Raw genomic sequence first — 22,380 nt, 5'->3', positions numbered from 1 at the left:
ATGCGGCGGCGGCCGCCTTCCAGCACTTCGGAACGACGCGCGATCCTTGCCTCACGATGTCACCTTCCGTCGTTCTCAAAGGCGCCGAGGTCCGGCGCACTTCCGCTGAATGGCAGTCTCACGTCGGTGCCCTTGTCGATCAGGGCACTTTGCGCCGCGAGACGGAGGTGGGGCAGCACGGGCAGGCTCCCGTCGGACGGGCGGGGCGCGTCCCAGCCGGACGTCGACACGCTCTGGAACTGGGAGTTCGACAAGGGGACGCCGAGGTCCCAGGAGTTGTACGCGGCGTTGGTGCCGGGCATGTACGACGTCGGCGTTCCGGTGTAGGCGATGTTGTTGCGCAGGTTGCCCCGCCCGACGGCGGCGCCGCTCGAGTCGACACCCCGCATGTTGAAGTTCGGGTGGTTTCCGTAGCCGGTGTTGTTGAAGAAGTCGTTGGCCACCGGGTGGTGGTTGGCGTAGAAGCCGGCCGCCTTGTTGAGGAACGCCACCGAGAAGCGGACGGTGTGTTTCGGCGCGTTGGCTTCGTAGTCGCCCCCATATCCACCCGACTTGAAGCCGGCTCCGTTGCCGGAAGACGTTGTCGTCCCCGGCACGTACCCATTGCGCCAGGCCCACGAGTTCTCGATGGTCACGGGCGAGTAGGTGGAGATGAGGTCGAACCCGTCATCGGCGTTCCACCACGCGCGGCATCCCCGGAACACGTTCGCGGGGCGGCCGGCCGGCGTGTAGTGCGAACCGAACCCGTCGGCGTTCTCACCCGGCCCGTCATTGCTGCGCGAGTCGTAGTTGTCGTGCGAGTCCGAATTGAGGACGAGGTTGGCGCCCCCGCCGTTGATGAACAGACCGGTGCCCATGTGGTGATGGGTGTCGATCTGCTCGAAGGTGTCGTTGCTGCCGGAAACCCAGATCCCCCAGGACTCGGCGTTCCGGTTGTTGTTCTGCGGCACGCCGGTGGCATCCAGCCCTTTGAGGTGGATCCAGCTGCCGGTGACGTTGAAGCCCTTGATACGGCAGTCGTCCGTCATGCGCGAGAAGTCGAAGACCGGTTTCTCGCCCGGATGGGCCCAGTACCGGATCGGGTTGCCCGGGCTGCCGCTCTTGTTCAGGGTGATCGCGTCGACTCTGGCGGACTGGCTCGAACAGGCGCTGGTCGCACGGGTGTAGGCATAGGTGCCGCCCCGGAAATAGACCGTGTCACCCGCCTTGGCGACGGACTGCGCACGGGCGATCGACGCCCACGGAGCGGCCTGCGTGCCCGCTGCGCCGTCACTCCCGTTCGGGGCGACGTAATACGTGTTCCCGGCCGCCGCATCGATCGCGGAGGCCACGCCAGGGGCCATCGCGATGGAACTCGCCGTGACCATCGAGAGCAGGAGGGCAGGGGTGACCGACCTCGCGGTTCTCACAGCTTCGTCTCCCGGGGTAGGTGATGCTCGTCTGCGGTGGCCGGCGCCGGCACCGAGGCAGCGGTCGACAGGGTGGGACTGCTCGTCGGGTGATCGGTGATGAAGAACCGGGCCCCCAGGCAGGGGAACCGCGCGTCGATGTCGCCGCCCGTCCCGCGCCCCACATCGGGGGTGCGGGATGCGGTGTGCCGCCAGATCATGGAGCCGTTGCCGGCCGCGTAGTGAAGGCGGTCGCCGGACAGTGTCCGTCGGGTGTGTACTGACTGCCGCGCAGCCAATTCCACCACTGGACCAAGGGCGGACCGGTGTTGTCTCTGCGGCCCTTCATGAGGGCGACCGGACTGGGCCGTGCACCGTCGAGGTATCCCACACCGACGTACATCGGGCCGTCCGCCAGGTAGTCCATCGGCACGGGAGCGGTCACACGAGGTGTCCAGGTCATGCCGTCGAGGAGCGCGACGAACCGGCGTTCGTCGTCGATGCGGGGGTCGGTGGTGCCGTCGCCGAAGCGGCCACCGCCAGCGATCCGTACGGTGAACTCGAAACGGCCGTCGCTGTCGAAGTCGTACAGGGGCACGCCGTCGTGGTGGCCGACATCGATGGTGGACGATCCGCCTTCGATGGTGTTCTGGCTGGTGCTGGCAGCGCCCACGTCGACCGCGCGGAGGAGCTGTCCGTCGCGCCGATACGCTTCCGGTTTCCGCGGCGAGGTCTGGCGATCCAGGACGAAGTCGTACTCACTGCCGCCGTCGAGCCCGATGCCGACCGGCGGCGTTGCGACACCCGCGTCGCCCATGAGGGCCGTAGCCGCGACGGACAGGGATACGGCTGTGGTTCCGGCTAACGAGACCTTGGCTGTCGAGCCGACCAGCCCTAACTCGCCCATGGAGATGCCTCCTGTCACCACTGATGCGGAGGTGCACGGCCCGAGGCGGTGAGGGGCGATGCCATGCGATCAGTTCATCGTGGCACCCATGGACTGTGAACGTTCCCACACCCGCTCGAATAGTTGAAAGAGTCGCCACCGGACTCTCATCTGTCAATCTCTGCGACCCAATCCCTCAGAACTCAGGGGCAAGCCGTCGGGTCGTCAAGCTCGGCTGTGATCGATAACAGCGCTCGTGCCGGCGATCGTGAGGGCACTGATGTCGAGGTAGGGACCGTACACGGACCAGGCCGCCACCGAACGGGGGGCGTTCTGGGCCGGTTGGGCGAGACCGTCGGCGCGCATCCCCGCCACTCAAGCGCGGTGCGCAGTGCAAGCCGTCGGGTGCTCGCCTGCTCCGGCGTCAGGATGCCCGTCGCCGTGCCGTAGACGGCGACTTCAGCGGTCGCCTCGGACGGGTCGCGTTGAAGGGTGACGGGGGTCGGTGGTCATCAGTGCCCGGCGCAGGGACTCGGCGGAAGCGGGTCCGGTGCAGGTGTCGTTGACTTTGGCGAAAGGGCAATGGAGTGAAGCCAGGCGGCATCGTGACCACAGGGCGAGGTGGAGGTGGGAGATGTCGCTGAACCCGACGACCGGTTTCGCCGTCCCACGACCGGGTCTCCCATCGACCTACCCGCTCCGCCTGGCAGGCGCGTCGTGTGCGGGACGCCGCTCCCGGGCCCCGGTCACCCCGACTCCACACGCGCCCTCTTGGAGGCGTTCGAGGTTCACTACGGGGTGGAGTCGCGTATCAGATGGACGAGAGTCGACGCGTGGTCGTCCGCGTCGAGCTCCAAGGGCAGGCCGTGTGTGAGCAGGACGGCGCCATGATGCAGCACTCCGGTGGCGGCATCCCGATACCGTGCCGAGGGCTCGAGGGCGCGCAGTGGCAGGGCCGGGTCGTCGCGGCCGAAGCGCCGCGCCGTTCTGAGGGCTATCACGGCCATTTCCCTGCCGTCGGGTGCCAGGTACTGCACGGCACTCGGCTCTCCGCCGTGGCGGGGCCCCAGCCGGTACTGCTCGCCGAGCTGTACGAGGTGTCGTACGCGCTTGTAGGCGGCCACGTGTTCTGCTGCCCGGTCCATTTCGGCCGGGCTCCACCGGCTCAGGTCGCCGCCGATCCCCAGGACGCCGTTCATGGCGACGTGGAAGCGGTAGTCCAGGGGCACGCTGCGCCCGGTGTAGGGGTTGGGGCTGTCGGTGACCCAGGCGCCCATGATCCGGGCCGGGTAGAGCTGGGAGAAGCCGTGCTGTATCTCGACGCGGTCCACGGCGTCGGTGTTGTCGGAGGTCCACACCTGGTCGGTGTGGGCAAGAATGCCGAGGTCCAGTCGGCCTCCGCCGCTGCTGCACGACTCGATGCGCAGGTGTGGATGGTCGGCCCGCAGCCGGTCGAGCAGGGTGTAGAGGTTGCGCACGTGCTCGATCCACAGCCGGTCGGGATCCCCGTCCGCGTCGGGCCAGCCGGCCTCGGAGAAGGGGCGGTTCATGTCCCACTTGAGGAAGTCGATGGCGTTCTTGGACAGCAGTTCGTCAAGTCGGCCGTGCAGCCATGCCGCGACATCGGGGCGGGCGAGGTTGAGCACCAGTTGGTTGCGGTGCTCGGTGCGGCGGCGGTGCGGGTGGTGCAGCACCCAGTCGGGGTGGGCGCGGTACAGGTCGCTGTCGGGGTTGACCATCTCGGGCTCGACCCACAGGCCGAAGCGCATACCGAGTTCGTGGACCCGGTCGATCAGGGGGGCGAGGCCGTCGGGGAAGCGGTCGGGGCTGGGGGTCCAGTCGCCGAGTCCGGCGGCGTCGTGGGTGCGGGCGCCGAACCAGCCGTCGTCCATGACGAACAGCTCGGCACCGAGCGCAGCCGCCTTCTCGGCCAACGCGATCTGACCGGTGACGTCGATGTCGAACTCGGTTGCCTCCCAGGAGTTGTAGAGCACCGGTCGCATCTCTTCCGGGTGCGGCAGCACCTGGTTCAGGACGTGTCGGTGCCACAGACGGGATGCCGCGCCGAAGCCGCCCTCCGTGTACGCGCCCGCGCAGACAGGGGTGCTCAGTTCCTCGCCCGGCAGGAGCTTCCAGGTGACCGGGTCGTGGCCGAAGCCCGCGGACAGGGTGACCCGTTCGGTGGGCATGCGCTCGGCGGTCAGCCGCCAGCTGCCGCTCCATGCGAGGGCACACGACCAGACGGCACCGTGGGCCTCGTCGGCCCCGCCGTCGTCGATCATGGCCCACGGGTTGGACTGGTGGCCGGTGGTGCCGCGGCGGCTGGTGAGGACGGTCTCGCCGTAGGGCAGCGGGGTCCGGTTCAGCTGGGTCTCGGCGCACCACTGCCCCCGTACCTGGCTCAGGCGGTACTCGCCCAGTCGGGGCAGTACCCAGGTGGCGGAGTCGGCGCGGACGATCGTGATCGCGCCGTCGGCCTCGGTGCCGGTGTGGCGCAGGACGAGGTGGCGTTCGATGACATCGGTGTCGGAGCGCACGCGGTAGTGGGCCTCCAGGGTGAGCGGGTAGTGCCGGTCGGCGAAGCGCAGCACCAGTTCCGTGCCGTCCTCGTGGTACAGCAACCCCTCGCCGGCCGGTTGCGGTTCGAGGTCGCGCACGCCGTCCGGGAAGCGGACCTGGACGCCCGCGTGGGCGTAGCGCATGGCTCCGGCGGTGTCGAGGTCGAGGGTGCCGTCGGCGTCGTCCTCGAAGGAGCGGCGGCCGGGCTGTGGGTAGCGGAGCAGGGAGACGGCCTGGTCGAGCGTGAGGCGGGGCCCCCAGTGCAGGCCGCGCAGTCGGTCGGCGTCGTCGAGGTGCAGCACGTAACTGGAGCCGGGTCCGGACAGGACCCACAGCCGGTGCTCGGGGTCGTGGGCGATGTTCGGCATGGCGGCCTTTCGGGCTGATGGCGGTCGGGTGGTGGGAACGTGCGGCGGCACGCAGGGAGCAGGGCCGCCGCCCGGCTCGGCGGCGGCCCTGGGGTGGGTACGGTCAGCCGTTCACCGGGGCGACCTCGATGTAGTCGATGTCGGGTGCGTAGGCGGAGGAGTTGGAGATCTTCAGGGTGTTGGTTCCGGCGTTGAGGTTGACGGTGGTGCCCAGTGACCAGAAGTCGCTCCAGCTGTAGGTGTTGCGGAAGGTCGACGTGGTCGGGGTGCCGCCGTTCACCGTCAGCTGGGCGGTGCGGGACTTGACGTTGGTGTTGTAGCTGCCGGTCCCCGACCGGTCGTTGTTGGCGTAGTGGACCACCACCGCGTACCGGCCCGCGGCCGGGGCGCTGATGTTGCCGAAGGTCAGCGTGTTGGCGCCGCCGTTGCCGATGTAGCCGACGTTCTTGCCGCCGGAGCTCCACACGTTCGACTGGATCTTGGCCGCGCCGGCCAGGGTGCCGCTCTCGGCCTCGATCTTGGTGACGCCGGTGGTGTCACCCGAGCCGGTCACCTTCAGGTCCCGCAGGGTGACCGTGGCGCCGCTGTTCGGGCTGACCTTGATCCGGTTGATGCCGGCGACCAGGTAGAGGCGGTTGCTCGCGGTGGCCGCCGCGCCGCTGGAGTTGGCCAGGGTGGCGACGGTGGTGCCGTTCAGGGCCAAGGCGGCCGTTCCGCCCGTGGAGGCGTAGTCGGTCTTCACGGTGTAGTAGCCGTTGGTGGGCGCGTAGGCGTCGAACGTGGTGCTGTCGCCGGAGTCCAGGACGACGGCGCCGGTCCCGGCCTCGCCCACGTCCGCGTACGACCAGCCGGGGGTGCCGCTGGTGTCGGCGAACGTGGCCTCGTACAGCGTCTCCGGGTTGCTCTGCGCGTCCGTCAGGCCGATCTTGTCGAGGGTCACGTCACCCACGCCGGTGCCCAGGGTGCTGTCGGACTTGGCGAGGGAGATGGTGTGGCTGCCCGCGCTCAGTGTGACCGGGACGGTGATCGTGCTCCGGTACCCGGAGTTCAGGGTGGACGGGTAGGTGACGAACTTCGGGTTGGCGCCGTCGATCCGCAGCGCTTGCTGAGCCGGGGTGCCGGTCTGGTTGCCGTAGAAGATCCGCAGGTTGTACGTGCCGGAGGACGGAGCGCTCACCGCGAAGTCGACCTTGCTGGTCGCCGCGCTGAGGCCGGTGACGTCCTTGTTGCCGGAGGCCGCGTACTTCTGAGACTCGTTGTAGTTGGCGCCGTTGCCCTCAGTGGTGATCGTGCCGCTGGTGATGGTGCCGTTCTCGGCCTCGTACGAGGTGCTCTGCGGCACGGTGGGCGTGGCGGCGGTGCCCCCGCCGTTCGGGGTGACCGTGATGCGGTAGGCCGACATGCGGTTCAGGCCGGTCAGCGGAACGGTGATGGACCCGCTGGAGGGAGTGAAGGCGGCACGGGAGATGGTCTGCGGCGGCGCGGACACGCCGTCGTAGCCGGACCAGTCCAGGGCCTGCACGGTGACCTCGACCTTGCTGCCGAAGGTGGTGCTCGGGATGTTGTTGATCACCACGTCGGTGTCGGTGGCGGATCCGCCGAGGACCACCTGGGCCTGCTTGCGGGTGGCGTCCAGCGAGGCCATGCCCTGGAGGGTGTCCTGGACGTTGGGCTGCGGCGGGGTCGCCTTGACGGTCTGCCCGGTCATTCCGGCGTACCAGCGCCAGAACCACCACGAGCCGTTGGGGCTGTTGGTGAGGGCCGTGTTGCCGTCCATGTTGCCGGCCGCGTCCCAGTAGGGCTGCTGGGCGTAGACCTTGGTGTCCTCGAACATCGCGGCCCACTGCACCATCTGGCCGGGCACGGACAGGTCGCGCCGGTTGGCGTACTCGTCGATGTTGACCGTGATGGGGCTGATGCCCCGGGCGCTCTCCAGGGAGCGGTACGTGGCGTAGTGGCCGCGGTACGAGGCGAGGGAGCCCGGGCCGAGCTCGTGCCAGGTGAACACGTCCGGCAGCTGGTTCTTGGACTTGGCGTAGGTCAGGAAGTCGCCGAAGAACTTGCTGTTCCAGTTGGCGGTGTTGGGCCCGCCTATCTTCGCGTCGGGGATGATGCTCCGGATCCGGTCGTAGACGGTGCTCCAGTCGGAGTTGAACTTGTTCAGGGCGTTCTGGTAGACGGTGGCGTCGCCGCTCTTGATGCCGGTGTACCAGATGCCGTCGGGCTCGTTGAAGGGGACGAAGACGACCTTGTCGGCGTACGAGGTCCCCTTGATCGCGTTGACCGCGCTGTCGACCTTGGTGAGGTAGTCGCTGATGCCGAGGTTCTGGTACGGCCAGTTCGAGTACATGTCCTGGATGTTGGTGTACATCGTGCCGCCGCCGTTGCGGAAGAACGACGGGGCCACTTGCAGGATGTCCCCGTTGGGGTGCTGGGCACCGTTCGGGGGCTTCTGCGATCCGGTGGTGAGCTTCAGGGGCGCCAGCAGGTTGTCGCTGGGGACGCCGTCGTCGCTCTGTCCGTACAGCGCGCCGTTCGAGCCGCGCAGGACGGCCCCGGTGGTCGTGCCGAGGTCGACGGTGAAGGTCTGGGTGGCGGCGGCTGCCGGCTGGGGCACGGCGAGTGCGGTGCCTACGAGGGCCGCGCAGGCCAGCAGTGCTCTGGTGAGGTGTGCTCTTCTCCGGCCGGGCGGCGCGGCGCCCGGGGTGCGGGTGTCGAGGGACATGGGAACCTGGCTTTCTCCTCCCGCGGCACTGCGGGAGGACGGATCGGGGAACCGGGATGTTATCGCTCACATCCCCCGCGGATGGAAGCGCTACGGAGTTTCTTCTGGCCGCCGGTGCCACGAAGGCTCCGGCGGGGCGGTCAGGCGGTCCGGTGTGGCGCCGGGCCGGTGCTCTCGCGGACGATCAGTTCCGGTTCGGCCCACAGCGGGAGTACGGGAGCGTTCTCCGGGTCGAGGAGCCGGTGCAGCATTCCGAAGGCGCCGCGGCCCAGCCCTTCGAAGTCCAGTCGTACCGTGGTCAGGGTGGGGTGGGTGTACGCCGCGTACGGCGCGTCGTCGAAGCCCATGATGCTCAGGTCACCCGGCACGTCCCGGCCCGCCTCCCGGGCCGCCCGCAGCACACCGAGTGCGAGATCGTCGTTGCCGCACAGCACGGCGGTGACCTGCGGATCCGCGACCACCCTGCGGGCGGCCAGATACCCGGATCGCGGGCTCCAGCCGCCGTCCAGCGGCTCGGGGGCGGAATGACCGGCGGCGGTGAGCGCGTCCCGCCAGCCCTCGGCGCGCTGCCCGACCCGGGTCGTGGAGGACGGGATGGTCATGTAGTGGACGGTGCGGTGGCCCAGGCCGAGCAGGTACCGGGTGGCCTGGGCGGCCGCCGCCCGGTCGTCGAGCCAGGCTTCCGGCCGGCCGTCGGCGTGCTCCTCCTGCGGCCGCTCCACCACCGCGGCCGCGGGGAAGTCGGCGGGAAGCGCACGCCAGGCCCGTTCGCCGGCCGCGTTGAAGGCGATCACCAGGACAGGTTCCCCGGGCCGGGCGAGCCGGCCGGCGACGTCGTCGGGCGTCAACGGGGAGTTGTCGTCCAGGACGCTGACCGACACCGCGAAGTCCGCGGCCCGGGCCGCCTCCTCTATGCCCCGCAGCGCGAGGGAGGCCCCGTACAGGGTGGTGTCCGAGGTGAGCACCGTCACCGAGCGCACCACACCCCCGGCCAGCGCCCGGGCCAGGCGGTTGGGCTTGTAGCCCAGCTCGTCGATGACCTTCAGCACGCGGTCGCGGGTGGTCTTCTTCACCCTCGGGCTGCTGTTGACCACGCGGGAGACGGTCTGGTGGGAGACCCCTGCCGCCTTGGCGACGTCCCAGATGTTGACCGAGCGCTGCCGGTCGCCACCCTGTTCGGAGGGTGCCTCGCCGGGACGGGCTGGGGTGGGCTTCTGCATGGTCGTGGGCTCCTGGCGGGGTGGGCGGGGCGTGTGTCGGCGGTGCCGGCTACTTGACGGCCGCGTTGGACGCCTCATTGACGGAGTCGGCAGCCGCCTTGGGGGTCTGTTGTCCCAACCACACCTGATTGAAGGCGTCCTGCACCTTGACGTTGTACGTCGACGAGGACGTGGTCAGCGGGTAGCCGATCGTTGTGCCCTCGGCCTCCTTGGAGAAGGCGCTGACGTCCACGCCCCGCTGCTTCCACACGCCCACGTAGTCCTTGTTGAGCGTGGGGATGCCCGGCCACACCGACCCCTCGGAGACGATGATCTTCTGGGACTCCTGCGACCCGAGCCACTTCACGAGTTCCCACGCCTCCTTGGGGTGCTTGCTGCCGGCGTACAGGGCGTTGCTGAGCCCGTTGTACACCGTGCCCTTCCCCACCGGGCCACCGGGCAGCTCGGCGACGCCGAAGTTGCCCTCCATCGAGCTCTGGTACGCGTTGAGGTCCCAGCTGCCGTCCCACACCACGGCCGCCTGCTTGCGGGCCAGTACCTGTGGCAGGGACGCCCCGTTGGGCGGGTTCGTGACGGAGGCCGGCACCGCCACGTGGTACTTCAGCCGCAGGTCCTGGATGAACTGGATGGCCTGCACGCAGGACGGCTGGTTGATCGTCCACTTGCCCCACGCCTTGTCCTGGAGCTTGCAGCCGTTCTGGACCGCCGCGTCCCACCAGTCCGTCTGGCCGTTGGCCGACCCGAGCGCGAGACCGTACTGCTTGACGTGCTTGGCGTCGAAGCCCTTCTCGTTCGGGTGCTTGCCGTTGGCGTCGACCGTGAGCTTCTGCAGCGCCTTGACGAAGCTGCCGCCGTCGGTGGTGTTCCAGGTCAGGCCGTCCAGCTCGCCCTGCGTGAGCCCCGCCTTCTTGACCATGGTCTTGTTGTAGACCTGGGCGATGGTGTCCCAGTCCTTCGGCAGGCCGTACTGCTTGCCGTCCTGCTGCCAGCCGGCCAGCAGCTTGGGGTCGTAGATCGACGTGTCCAGCTTGTCGGCCTTGATGTACGGGGCGAGGTCGGTGAGGACGCCCTGCTGGGCGAACTGCGGGAAGTAGGCGACGTGGTCCCAGAAGACGTCGGGCGCGGTGCGGCCGGCCATCTGGGTCTGCAGCTTGCTCCAGTACTGGGCCCACGCGTTCAGCTCGATCTTGACCTTGATGTTGGGGTGCTGCTTCTCGAACACGGCGATCGACTTCTTCAGCGCCGGCTCCTGGATCGCGTCCCACATGGCGTACCGCAGGGTGACGGTGCCTGAGGACGAGGAGGAGTCCGAGCCGGACGATCCGCAGGCGGTGGAGAGGCCGAGCAGGAGTGCGCCGGCGGCGGTGGCGGCCAGGATTCTTCGGGAGGATGCGGACATGGTTGGGCGTCCCTTTCGGTGCTGGTGGTGTGACGTGGTGTGGGGGAGGTCGGGGTGGGGCCGGCTACTTCAGGCCGGTGAGGGCGATCGAGCGGACGATGTGCCGCTGGAAGACGAGGAACACCGCGATCAGGGGAAGCAGGGCAAGGGCCGCACCGGCCAGCACGATGTGCGGAAGGTCGGAGACGTGTTCGCCCTGGAGGGCCGCGATACCCACGGTGATCACCCGGGTGCGGTCGCTGTTGGTGATGATCAGCGGCCAGATCAAGTTGTTGCAGGTGTTGACGAACGTGATGATCGCGAGCGTGGCCAGGATCGGACGGCTCAGCGGTAGCATGATCCGCACCAGGATGGTCCAGGTGTTCGCCCCGTCGATGCGGGCCGCGGCCTCCAGGTCCTTGGGGACGGTGCTGAAGTGCTGGCGTACCAGGAAGACGCCGTACGGGGTGCCGAAGACGGTGGGCAGGATCAGGCCGGCGTACGTGTCCACCATGCCCAGTTCACGCATCATCAGGAACAGCGGCACGAGCGTGATCATCTGAGGCACCATCATGGTGGCCAGGTAGCCCCAGAAGATCCAGTCGCGCCCCGCGAACTCCATCCGGGCCAGCGCGTACGCCGCCAGCGCGCTGAACACCACCTGCCCGGCGGTGACGACGACCGCCACGACGAGGGTGTGCAGCAGGAAGGAGGACATCCCGTACTGGTCCCACACGTCGGCGAAGTTTGCGAAGGTGGCCGGGTGTGCGGGTGCCCAGGCGTCGGTCGACAGCAGGTCCGACGGCCGCTTGAACGCGCCGTTCAGCGTCAGCAGGTACGGGGCGATCGACAGCAGCGCTCCGGCGGCGAGGATCCCGTAGAGCGTGGTTCTGCGGACGGCGGTGGAGAGAGAAGACATGGTCGTGGCCGTCCTCAGCTGAAGTCGTAGACGGTGCGCTTGCGGAAGTACAGGACCTGAACGGCCGTCACCAGCAGGATCACGGCGAAGAGGAGCATCGCCAGCGCCGAGGCGTAGCCGGTGCGGAACAGCTGGAAGGCCTGCTGGTAGATGTCGTAGTTCATCGTGGTCGTCGACCCGCCCGGCCCGCCCTGGGTCATCACGTAGACGGTGTCGAACATCTGGAACGACCCAATGGTGTTGGTGACCAGCACGAAGAACATCGACGGGCGCAGCAGGGGCAGCGTGATCCGGAAGAAGCGGTGCACGGGTCCTGCCCCGTCCAGGTCGGCCGCCTCGTAGAGCGACTCGGGGATCGCCTGCAGGCCGGCCAGCAGGAAGAGCATGGTGTAGCCCGTGTACTGCCAGATGTTGACCGAGGCCAGCACCGGCATGGCCCAGGTGGTGGACGACAGCCATGCGGGGCCGTCGATGCCGAACAGGGCCAGGAACTGGTTCACCACGCCGTGCTGTGGGTCGAACGCCCAGCTCCAGACGATGCCGAGGGCCACCGGCATGGCCATCCACGGCAGGACGAACAGCACCCGGAAGACCTTGCCGCCCCGCAGTTTCCGGTTCATCGCGAGGGCGAGCAGCAGCGCGAGCACGGTCTGCGCGGGGATGTTCAGCAGGACGTAGTACACGGTGTTGCGCATCGCGCGCCACACCTCGCTGTCGCCCATCATCTCGCGATAGTTCGCCAGCCCCACGAAGTGCGGGGCGCCCATCAGGTTCCAGTCGAAGAAGCTGATGACGACGACTGCTGCGATCGGCGCCACCAGGAAGAGCACAAGCCCGGCGAGGCTCGGCGTGAGCAGCAGGTAGGCCTCGACGGTGGCGCGAATCCGGCCCCGCCTGCGGTGGTGCACGGTTGCGGCCGACGTCGGCGGAACGGCTGGGGGACGTCGGCTTCCGTCGCCCGGCAGGTAGGGCGCTGTGGGCCTAGGAATGTTATCGATCACATTTACGCTCCGTCGGGCGGCTCTCGGGGCGGCGATGCCCTGAAGTGGGAATCTCCAGGCGTTAAGCGTCTCGACGGGCGTGGGCCTCGCCGACGGTTGTGCTGTTCGCCATGACGTACAACGGCGGAATCGCCGCCGACGCGAGAGAGAGTGTTACCGTTAACACTCCGTTCGGTCAATGGACCGTGACCGGATTTCCTCCCCCAGGTCGGTTCCGTGCACACCGCGATGCCGCAGATCGACTTCGCCGGACACGTGTGCATGGCGCTCGTTCGTCGGCCAGGCATGTTGAGGCTGACCGGAATCTTGTCATCTGCGTGAGGCCCCGATATGTTCCGCCGTGCTTGGAAACCTCTGTTTGTGTTCGCTTCTGTTTCGTTTCCCGCTGCACCGGACGGTCCTGCACAGCCAGACGGTGGCAGGGTGGCAATGCATCCGGCACGGCGGACGGCCCCTCAGGGGCGCCTAGCTGGCCTGCTCCAGTGACAGTTGTCCCGGTGTGCCCGCTTTTGTGCGCGACTCGCGACCACGACCCCGACCCACTTCCCTGGGCAGAGCCCGTCCCTGGCCCGGGAACGGGTCTGGCCGGCCTCGCATCGACATCACCCCCTCGTACGTGCCAAAGCCCCGGCGCGGAACGTTATCCCCAGGAGGACCGACCCTTGCCCGACATCCTGCGCCTGCCCGACAGGCACATCAGACGGATAGCGGCCCTCGCCGCCGCGTTCCTCATGCTCGCCCTGCTCACCGGGCGGTATCCGTCGACCGCGTACGCCGTCACCAACACCGCGATCACGGTGGACGGCACCAGCAGCGGCCGGACCTTCGACGGCGTCGGAGCGATCAGCGGCGGCGGCGGCAACACCCGCCTGCTGGTCGACTACCCCGCCACCCAGCGCAACGAGATCCTGGACTACCTGTTCAAGCCCGGCTACGGCGCGTCCCTGCAGATCCTCAAGGTGGAGATGGGCGGCGACGTCAACTCCACCGACGGCGCCGAGGCCAGCTTCCAGCACGCCCGCGGACAGATCGACTGCAACGCCGGCTACGAGTGGTGGCTGATGGAGCAGGCCAAGGCCCGCAACCCCGGCATCAAGCTCTCAGCCATGCCCTGGGGTGCCCCGGGCTGGGTCGGCAACGGCACCTTCCACAGCCAGGACATGGTCGACTACTACATCGCGTGGCTGGGCTGCGCCAAGCAGCACGGGCTGGGCATCGACTACGTCGGCGGCTGGAACGAGCACGTCTACAGCGCCTCGTGGTACAAGAGCCTGAAGGCGGCGCTGATCTCCAACGGCTACACCTCCACCAAGCTGGTCGGCGGCGACAACTACGGGCCCAACGCCTGGACGATCGCCACCGGCATGAAGAACGACAGCGCCCTGTACAACGCCGTGGACATCGCCGGTGCCCACTACCCGTGCAACAGCACCATGACCAGCTGCAGTTCCACCACCGACGCGCAGACCCTCGGCAAGCCGATCTGGGCCAGTGAGAGCGGCTCGCAGGGCGCCGAGGCCGGCGCGGCTCCGGTCGCCCGGGCGCTCAACCGCGGCTACATCGACGCCAAGATGACCGCCTTCATCAACTGGCCCATCGTCGCGTCGATCTACAACAACCAGCACCACAACGCCAAGGGTCTGATCACAGCCAACCAGCCGTGGTCGGGCAACTACATCGTGGGCCGCACCGCCTGGGTCATCGGTCAGACCACCCAGTTCACCTCTCCGGGCTGGAAGTACCTCGACACGGCCAGCGGCTACCTCGGGGGCGCCCGCGCCAACGGCTCCTACGTCAGCTATGCCGCGCCCGACAAGAGCGCCTGGAGCACGGTCCTGGAGACGGTGGACGCCACCGCCTCGCAGACGGTCACGCTGAACGTGGCCGGCGGTCTGCCCGGCGGCACCCTGCACGTGTGGTCCACCGACCTCTCGCAGCCCGGCCTGGGCAACCCGCGCATGGTGAAGAACGCCGACTTGACGGCCACCGGCGGCTCCTACACCCTCACCCTCGACCCCGGCCACGTCTACACGCTGACCACCTCCTCGGGTGGGGGCGCCGGCAGCACCACGCCGCCGCAGCGCTCGCAGCTGGCTCTGCCCTACTCCGACTCCTTCGCCGGTTACAGCACCGGCCAGGAGGCGAAATACCTCGCCACCATGAACGGCGCCTTCCAGGCCGCACCCTGCACCGGCGGCCGCAGCGGCCAGTGCCTGCGCCAGACGGCTCCCATGGCGCCGATCGCCTGGGTCACCCAGACCGGGCCCCAGCCGTACACCATGATGGGCGACACGGGCTGGAGCAACTACACCGTCAGCTCCGACGTGCTGCTGGAGAAGAGCGGCAGCGCCGCGGAGATCCTCGGCAGGGCCGGCACTCAGGCGAACAACAACCAGGGACTCAACGCCTACCACCTGCGCCTGTCCGACACCGGCGCCTGGTCGCTGCAGAAGACGAACACCTCCTGGACGTGGACCACCCTGGCGAGCGGCACGGTCACCGCGCCCGGCACGAACACCTGGCACAACATGGCCCTGTCGTTCCAGGGCAGCACCATCACAGCCAAGATCGACGGCACCACCGTCGGCACGGTCACCGACACCAGCTACGGCGGAGGCCTCGTCGGTCTCGGCACGGCCGGCTTCTACCCCGTCCAGTACTCCAACCTGTCCATCACCCCGGGTACCGTGCCCGACCTATCCGGCACCTACAAGATCGTCGGCGTCCAGAGCGGCAAGGTGCTGGACGCGATCGGGGCCGCCACCGCCAACGGCACGAAGATCGACCAGTGGACCTACGGCGGAGGCACCCACCAGCAGTGGAAGCTGACCCGCAACAGCGCCGGCTACTACAGCATCGTCGGCGTCGGCAGCGGCAAGGCCCTCGACATCGACCACGCCACCGCCTGGCCCGGCACCCAGCTACAGCTGTGGACCCCCGCCGGCAGCGTGAACCAGCAGTGGCAGATCTACCCGAACGACAACGGCAACTACGTCATCGAGTCCCGCCTGGACGGCTACCGGATCGACGTCCTCGGCAACTCCACCGCGGACGGAGGAGTCATCGACCAGTGGCCCGCCGGAGGCACCACGAACCAGCAGTGGAACCTGGTGAAGCTCCCCTGACGTCCTGACAGTTCGAGCACGACCCCGGGAGGGGGCGGACCGGCACCGGCCGGTCCGCCCCTGCGGATTGCGTCCGGCGTGCCTACGCCGACTGCCGCGGGGCCGGAATTGATCTGTTCCGGCCCCGCGGCAGCGGCGATGGTGCGTCAGGGGCGAGGGTGGCGTCGGCGCAGCACCCGCTTGCGGGTGCGCGCCGCGGCGACGACACCGACGGCCGCGGCCCCGGTGAGGAGGAGGGCGGTGTAGGTCGTTCCGATCACCACCGGGGACTTCACCAGTTGGATGCCGCCCAGGACCAGCGCGGTCACGGCCAGGGTGACGGCGACGAACACGGCGATCTCCAGCGGGATCATCCAGGACGGCGCGCGGTCCGGCCGGGCGGTCTCGTCGGCACCCCCCTCGTCGCCTACCTGATGATGTTGATGCATGTCACTTCCCTCCGCTTGCCGGCCACGAACAGGTGCGCGCACGCCTTTCCGTAGTGCGGCAGGGTGTGGTTCCTCTCCCGCTTGCGGATCAGGTCGCCGTAGGCGCACGTATTGTGCATGGAACCCTTGTTGATCGAGTAGGTGCGCCCGTTGGTGTCGGCGTAGTGGAAGTCGACCCGCCAGTTGCAGAACTTGGTGTAGATCGAGGCGGGCGGGTAGCAGTCGGCGCTGCCGTCCTGGTAGGTGATCTTCCTGCCGCTGCCCTTGATCAGCTGGCTCCAGAAGCAGCCGGTGGGGATCCTGATGGTGGCTCCGCCGACGGCGTATTCGAAGGTGCTGACGGGGGTGGCGCTGACCGCGGTCATCGGGGAGATGCTGACGTCGTCGCCCGATCCGCCGTCGACCACCGGGGCCTGCGACGTGTCGAGCGGCAGTTGTACGGCCGCCACTCCGTCGAGGTCGTTCAGGGAGAGGACCACCGCACCGCTTGCCGAGGTGGTGGCGAGGGGCTCCTTCGCCAAGTCCCTGACGTGCCGGGTGACAGAGGTGTTCTCCTCCCACGCGATCTGGCCGCCGGTGTCGTCGTAGTGGTACTTCGTGGTGCCCGCCGCGGTCCAGGCTCCGTCCTTGAGGGTCTCCTGCCGCGCGGAGGCGGCCCGGGCGGCGGCGTCGTAGGTGAAGGTCTGCCGTGTGTCTGTGACAGTGCGCCGGTAGACGGTGCCGTTTGCGAAGTAGGCGAAGGACGTGCCGCCCGCGAGGGCTGTGGCGCGGCCCAGGGCGTCGTAGGTGTAGCCGGTGCCCGTGGGGCGGCCCGCGCTGTCGTAGGTGCGGGTCGTGGTCGTGGTGGTCCGTTCCGCGGACAGGCAGGAACCGGTCGCGGTGGTGATCTTCTTCAGACTGCTGTTGTCGTCGTAGTCGTACGACTCGTCGACACAGCGGAACCAGTTGCCCGAGTGCATCGCCGCGGAGCGGCCGAGGGCGTCGAACGTGTAGTCGGCGCTGACCGTGGAACCCTTCGTCTGGCTGCGGGTGGTGTTCTGGTCGTGGATGTTCACGTCGGTGTTGTCGGCGAACGCCACGACGCCCGCGCTGTCGGTGTACGTCTTGGACACCGTGTTGCCCGCGGTGTCGCGGTCCCAGGTGACGGTGAACCCGCCCGGCAGCTGCTCGCTCGCGATCGAGCCGTCGGCGTCGTAGCCGGCCGTGACCTTTCCGGCTACGGAGTCGGTGACGGCGGTCGCCCGTCCTCGGGGCTCCTTGTCGCTGTCATAGGTGTACGTCGTCGTCGACGGAACCGAGTCGGTGACCTTGACCGGGCGGTCCAGGCCGTCGTACTCGGTGGTCGCCGTGTTGCCCGCGCCGTCGGTGACGGCGGTCTGGCGGCCCAGCCTGTCGCGGGTGTATGTGATCGTCCCGGTGTCGGAGACGATCGTGGCCGGCTCGCCGTCGGACGGGTTGTACGTCCTGGTGACGGCCGGGACCGTCTGGTCGCCGTTGCCACTGACGGCCGTCTTGAGCACCCGGCCCGCGGCGTCGGTGGTAACCGTGGTGGTACGGGTCTCCGAGCCGCCGGTGACGGTCGTCCGGGCCGTCTGGCCCCAGCGGTCGTACTCGACGGTCGTGGTGCCGGTGCTGTTCGGGTCGGCCGAACCGGAGGAGCAGAGCAGGTCAGCCCATTCGGGGCGGCCCTGGCAGGCGCCCGACCCGGTGGCGGTCCAGTAGCGGCGGGTTGTCGTACCGGCGTCGGACCCGGTCGACAGCGGCTCGGACTCGGCGACCACCCGCCCCTGGGTGTCGTATCCGGTGATGCGGCTGACGTTCTTGCCGCTCGGGTCTTCGGTCTCCCTGGTGGGCAGGCCCTTGGCCCAGTCGTAGACCGTCCGGCTGGTGCGCGCGTCGGCGCCCGTCGGGTAGCCGTCGACGGATGCGCTCACGACCGTGGTGGTCGGCTTCCGGGACACGGTCGCGGTTCCGTCCGTCGGACGGCCCTCGTCGTAGCTGTTGGCGGTGTGCCGACGCGCCGGAATCCGGGATCCCGCGGGCCGGTCGGTGCCGCCGGTGCCGGCCTTCAGCGCGCTCTGCAGGACCACCAGGTGCAGCGGGCCGTACTCGTCGAGCAGGGAGCCGTCGGCGGTGTAGGTGGACACGGTGGACAGCTGCTGGGCACGGTCGGCCGTGGACAGCCCGTCGATGCCGAGGACGGTGAGCCGGTCCAGTGCGTCGCCGGAGGAGGCGAGGGCCAGGGCGCGGTTGGCGGCGCTGAGTTGCCGCACCACGGCGCCGTTCTCGTCGTACTCGGTGGTCGAGATGTGACCGCCCGGCTCGGCGGTGTCGACCTCTCGGCCGGACGCCGAGAAGTAGGTGACGGTTGCCCGCGTGAAGTCGCCGCTCGCGGCGTCGGCTCCATCATGGGTCGTGGGCACCTTGGCCGCGGCGTCGGCCGGGAAGACCGCGGTGCCACGGACCGGGGGCTGGGTCTGGCCCCACGCGGCCACGCCGGAGGCGGAGAGGTCGTAGGGGGCGTGGCTGCCGCCGGCGGCCACGTCGTAGACGACCTTGGTGACCGCGGTTCCGTCGGTCTCGGTGGTGCTGCCCGTCTTCAGGGTCGGCCGGGAGACCGACAGCAGCATGCCGGGGCCGGCGGGTGCGGCCGAGCCGACCTGGCCGTAGGAGTAGGTCCACGGCAGTTCGCCGGGCGGGGTCAGGGTGGCGACCCGGCCGGCGGCGGTGTAGGTGTACTCCGTCTTCAGAGCCGGCGAGGTCCGGGGGTCCCACGCCTCGCGCAGGCGGCCGTCGGTGTCGTAGGCGTACGTGGCGACCGCGGTGGGGGTGGCCTTGTCCGCGCCCGGGTCGGTGGCCCAGAGCCTGATCTGCCTCACCTGGCCGGCGACGTCACCGAATGCGCCGCTCGCGGCCGTGGTGGTGTCCGCGTAGACGTACTCCAGCATCCGGCAGCCCCTGGTGGCCGGGGTGGCCCGGCAGGTGTCGGACGGGACGGCGGTGGTGGGTGCGATCAGGTACTTCGGGCGGGCCAGGGTCTTGCCACCTGACGTGGTCTTGTCCCACACGTATGTCGTGGTCGAGTTGTCGGTCGGCAGCGCCGTCGACGTCACCTGCCAGGCCGCCGCGTCCGAGGAGACCTTGGCGAACTTCGTCACCGAGCCGTCGGAGTGCTTCAGCGTGAAGCCCGCGGTGAGCGACCCGGTCAGAGCCAGGCCCTGAGCGCCGGGCTCGGCGGTCCAGCCGCCTACGGCGGTGGCGGTGAAGCCGACGGCCGAACCGTCCGCGCGCAGCGCCGCCACCGCGGTCGCGGACGTCTTGCGGAGGTACACCCAGCCGGTGCCGGTGCGGTCGGAGCCGAAACCGGCGCTCCACTGGGGGCCGTAGACCGGCGCCTGACCGTCCTGGTCCTCGGCCAGGCCGGGACGGCGGGACGAGGCGGTGCGGGTGGCGGTCAGGCCGAAGGCGTCGGCGTCGTTGGCGCTGAAGGTCTGGTCGCCGGTGACGGCGTTCACGCCACCCGGGGCGATGTCCTCGGCCACGTCGGCGCCGCCCCACCGGTCCAGGGTGACCGTGCTGCCCGGGGAGTTCACCGTGGCGCTGCCGGTGAACTTGGCTCGGAGGTCGACCGGGCCGTCCTCCGTCAGAGTCCTGGTGATGTTCCAGGTGAGCCCGGCCGGCGTCACGTCGCTCATCGCCAGCGGCCAGGCGGCGAGGGCCGAGTCGTCGGCGGTCTTCGTGACATCGGCGACCGGGACGTCCTGCCACGTGTCGGTCTCGCCTCGGCGGTACTGGTAGGTCACACCGGTGCTGCCGCTGCCGCCGCGGGAAGTCAGGGAGACGGCCGAGTTCGGCCGGTCGCCCTGGGCCGGGGTCAGCAGTGCGGCGCCACCGACGCCGAAGGCGTACGCGGTCGTGCCGGTGGAGACGTTTCCGCCCGAGTCGATGGTCTTGGCGTACAGCGTGTGCCAGCCGGCGGCGGGCTTGATGGTGACGTCGAGCGGGTCACCCCCCGTGCCGTTGGCCGTGTCATCGGTCCGCTGCGGCGTGTTGGGGTCGTCCAGGCCCCAGTAGTAGCCCTGGCCGTCGGTGGAGGAGGTGTCCAGCACACAGGTCGCGCCCGCATCGGCCTTGTCGGTCCAGACGTCCTTGGCGTACGGCGTGCACGTGACGGCGGGGGCCGCGGGCTTGGCCGTGTTGAGCGTGAAGTTCGTGTACGCCGACCAGGTGCCGTAGTCGGTGCCGTCGTAGGCGCGTACCCGCACCCGCAGATGGGAGCCCGCGGGGAAGGCGTCGGCCGAAGGCACGGTGAGCTTGGCCGTTGCACCGGAGGCCACACCCGAGCTGGTGCCGGTGTACGCGTAGGTACCCGCGTCGTTGTACGTCGGGTTCGGGGTCACTTCGAACTGCGCCTTGACGGTGCTGCCGTCGGCGTCCGTCACCTTCGCACTCAGCAGGGGCGTGAGCGAGGTGACGTAGCGGGAGCCGTTGTAGGCGTTGACCGTCGACGGAGAGACCGCGAGAGCGGAGGTGGTGCCGTAGGAGTTGTAGGTGACCGTCAGGTGCGGCTCGGAGGTGGCGTCCCCCGAGGCGTAGTTCGCCGAGCGGAAACGGCGCCAGGTGAGCGAGTCCGACTCGTCCGCGCCGCGGATCTGCATGCCGTGGTTGGCCGAGCCGTCGGCCCAGGTCTGCACGATCCCGTCGACGTCGAAGTTCATGTACCCGGCCGGGCACGACGAGCTGTAGCCGAGCGCCGCCGTGTTCGTCTTGGCGTCGGTGGTGGTGGTCCCGGGCTGGGCGCTCCAGGCCACGGTGTCCGGGTCCCAGTCGGCGGTGATCCGGCGGACCTGTACGCCGGCGCCCGTGGTGGCGCAGGTCGAGGAGTAGTACGAGTACAGTGCCAGGTTCGTGTCGAGGATGTGCTTGCCCTTGAACCTGGACACGTCGAACTTCACGTAGCTGCGGGCCACCGTGGTGCCCGCGTCATATGTGCCGGCCTTCAGTTCGGTCGAACCACGCTGCGAGTCAGGGTAGTTGGTCGCCACCCAGGTGTCGGTCGACGCCGCCAACGTGGAGACCGGGTCCACCGTCACGGGGTACGTCACGTCCGGATCGGCCAGGAAGGCGGCATCCGGCTTCAGGACAAGCACGGTGCCGCCATCGGCGTCGTGCTCAATGGCGGTATCCACCTCGGCGACGTGCGCCGGGTCACCGGACGCCTTGTCCTTGTCCGATCCCCACATCGCCGGCGCCGAAGCCTCGGCGACAACCTCACCGTCCGCTGACTTCAGCAGCAGGTGGCCGTTGTCGGCCTTGGACAGCTTCAACCCCTTCAGATCCAGCGGAACCCGGTACGACACCTCTCCCGCGGGCCGGTCCTTCAGGACGACCGACTGCTCGAAGCCCTGCGGTAGGGCCTGTACCGTCAGATCGGCGCCTTCGGTGAGCGCGTAGGTGGCGGTGTCACCCTTCAGCGTCGGCGCGGGCAGGCTCTTGGACCAGCCCATCGCGAACACGTGCTTGCCCTGCTGTACCGAGGCGAGTGTCCCCGTCCCGCCGTCGGACAGTTCGACCTCGGCCGCGGTCGCCTTCGGTGTCACGGCCCTACCGGTGTCGGCGAGAGTCGTGTCGATGTCGTGCCACTTGTCGTCGCCATCCTGGACACGCACCGGACCCGAGAACGCCTCCGTGGTCAGCGATCCGTCCGGATTCGCCCACGTGGTCGAGTCCTCCGCGCGTTCGGAGAGTATCTCGATCCGCCGGTCCTGCAACCGGGCCATCAGCCGCGCGGACGCCTCATCCGCGGCCTGCGCAGGCCCTCGCTCCGTGGCGCTCACCAGGGACGCCCCCACCCCGGTTGCGGCCTCGGCCGGCGCCTGTCCCGTGCCTGCCGCAATCAATGCCGGTTGTGCCACCAGCGTGAGCGACACGGCTAGTGCCGCCGCTCTGAACCGCTGCGACCGGCTTTGCGGCCGCGCGAGGCCCGACGCCCCGCGAGGCGCCCCCACCCCTTGCTTTCTCAATGCACTCTCCACGATGGATCTCCCAGGAAGTGGGAGACAGGGAGGAGAGATCTATCAACACGAAGGACACGGAATCTTCACAGGGGGGCAGGTGGGGGGATCACCCGGGCCGGATCACGTCTTATTCTTGATGGATTAGCGACGATTTGCCTGCAATCTGAGGTGACTTTTACGCCACGCCAAAAGGTAGCCCCAGGTACCGAACCATCGTGATGAATCTGCAATCTCGATTTCCCGCGGATTCACGACATTACTTTCTCGACCCCCAAATTCCTTACTGCAGCTCACCTTTGACGACGAGTCGGAGAAACGCGAGATCCTCCACTGACCCCTGCATCTCAGGGAAGGCGCCCGAGAGGA

The 22,380-nt window shown here is 68.9% G+C and carries 11 protein-coding genes; 1 reads left to right on the top strand and 10 read right to left on the bottom strand.

Annotated features, from left to right (window positions below):
• Nucleotides 1–59: 59 nt before the first annotated feature.
• The 8 genes from ABTX60_RS21790 to ABTX60_RS21755 form a co-directional block, all read right to left on the bottom strand.
• Nucleotides 60–1,409 (bottom strand): right-handed parallel beta-helix repeat-containing protein, encoded by a 1,350-nt coding sequence (locus ABTX60_RS21790; RefSeq protein ID WP_352098660.1) that lies wholly within the window; start codon nucleotides 1,407–1,409, stop codon nucleotides 60–62.
• Between the two features lie 196 nt (nucleotides 1,410–1,605).
• Nucleotides 1,606–2,205 carry a hypothetical protein gene (locus tag ABTX60_RS21785; RefSeq protein WP_352098659.1) on the bottom strand — a complete coding sequence of 200 codons (600 nt, stop codon included), beginning with the start codon at nucleotides 2,203–2,205 and terminating at the stop codon, nucleotides 1,606–1,608.
• Between the two features lie 860 nt (nucleotides 2,206–3,065).
• Complete coding sequence (locus ABTX60_RS21780) at nucleotides 3,066–5,201, bottom strand: alpha-galactosidase (protein ID WP_352098658.1); 2,136 nt, start codon at nucleotides 5,199–5,201, stop codon at nucleotides 3,066–3,068.
• Nucleotides 5,202–5,304: 103 nt separating this feature from the next.
• Entirely contained in the window at nucleotides 5,305–7,926 is a 2,622-nt protein-coding gene (locus tag ABTX60_RS21775; RefSeq protein ID WP_352098657.1) for a carbohydrate-binding protein, read from the bottom strand.
• Nucleotides 7,927–8,066: 140 nt separating this feature from the next.
• Nucleotides 8,067–9,146, bottom strand: a complete 1,080-nt coding sequence (locus ABTX60_RS21770; RefSeq protein WP_352098656.1) for a LacI family DNA-binding transcriptional regulator — start codon at nucleotides 9,144–9,146, stop codon at nucleotides 8,067–8,069.
• Between the two features lie 49 nt (nucleotides 9,147–9,195).
• Complete coding sequence (locus ABTX60_RS21765; RefSeq protein ID WP_352098655.1) at nucleotides 9,196–10,545, bottom strand: ABC transporter substrate-binding protein; 1,350 nt, start codon at nucleotides 10,543–10,545, stop codon at nucleotides 9,196–9,198.
• A 64-nt stretch (nucleotides 10,546–10,609) separates the two neighbouring features.
• Nucleotides 10,610–11,443, bottom strand: coding sequence for a carbohydrate ABC transporter permease (locus ABTX60_RS21760; RefSeq protein WP_352098654.1), 834 nt, complete (start codon nucleotides 11,441–11,443; stop codon nucleotides 10,610–10,612).
• A 14-nt stretch (nucleotides 11,444–11,457) separates the two neighbouring features.
• Nucleotides 11,458–12,351 carry a carbohydrate ABC transporter permease gene (locus tag ABTX60_RS21755; protein ID WP_352098653.1) on the bottom strand — a complete coding sequence of 298 codons (894 nt, stop codon included), beginning with the start codon at nucleotides 12,349–12,351 and terminating at the stop codon, nucleotides 11,458–11,460.
• A 755-nt stretch (nucleotides 12,352–13,106) separates the two neighbouring features.
• Between ABTX60_RS21755 and ABTX60_RS21750 the strand changes: the two genes are divergently transcribed.
• A complete protein-coding gene (locus ABTX60_RS21750) occupies nucleotides 13,107–15,569 on the top strand; it encodes an RICIN domain-containing protein (RefSeq protein ID WP_352098652.1) in 2,463 nt (820 codons plus the stop codon).
• A 146-nt stretch (nucleotides 15,570–15,715) separates the two neighbouring features.
• Here ABTX60_RS21750 and ABTX60_RS21745 read toward each other — a convergent pair whose 3' ends face one another.
• Together ABTX60_RS21745 and ABTX60_RS21740 are read right to left on the bottom strand one after the other, a co-directional pair.
• On the bottom strand, nucleotides 15,716–15,997 hold the full coding sequence (locus ABTX60_RS21745) for a hypothetical protein (RefSeq protein ID WP_352098651.1): 282 nt from the start codon (nucleotides 15,995–15,997) through the stop codon (nucleotides 15,716–15,718).
• A complete protein-coding gene (locus ABTX60_RS21740; protein WP_352098650.1) occupies nucleotides 15,976–21,834 on the bottom strand; it encodes a DNRLRE domain-containing protein in 5,859 nt (1,952 codons plus the stop codon). Before ABTX60_RS21740 ends, ABTX60_RS21745 begins: the two co-directional genes overlap by 22 nt.
• Nucleotides 21,835–22,380 lie beyond the last annotated feature (546 nt).

The sequence above is a fragment of the Streptomyces sp. NPDC126510 genome, assembly GCF_040302345.1.
Lineage (GTDB): Bacteria > Actinomycetota > Actinomycetes > Streptomycetales > Streptomycetaceae > Streptomyces.
This window is presented reverse-complemented; position numbering and strand designations above follow the sequence as displayed.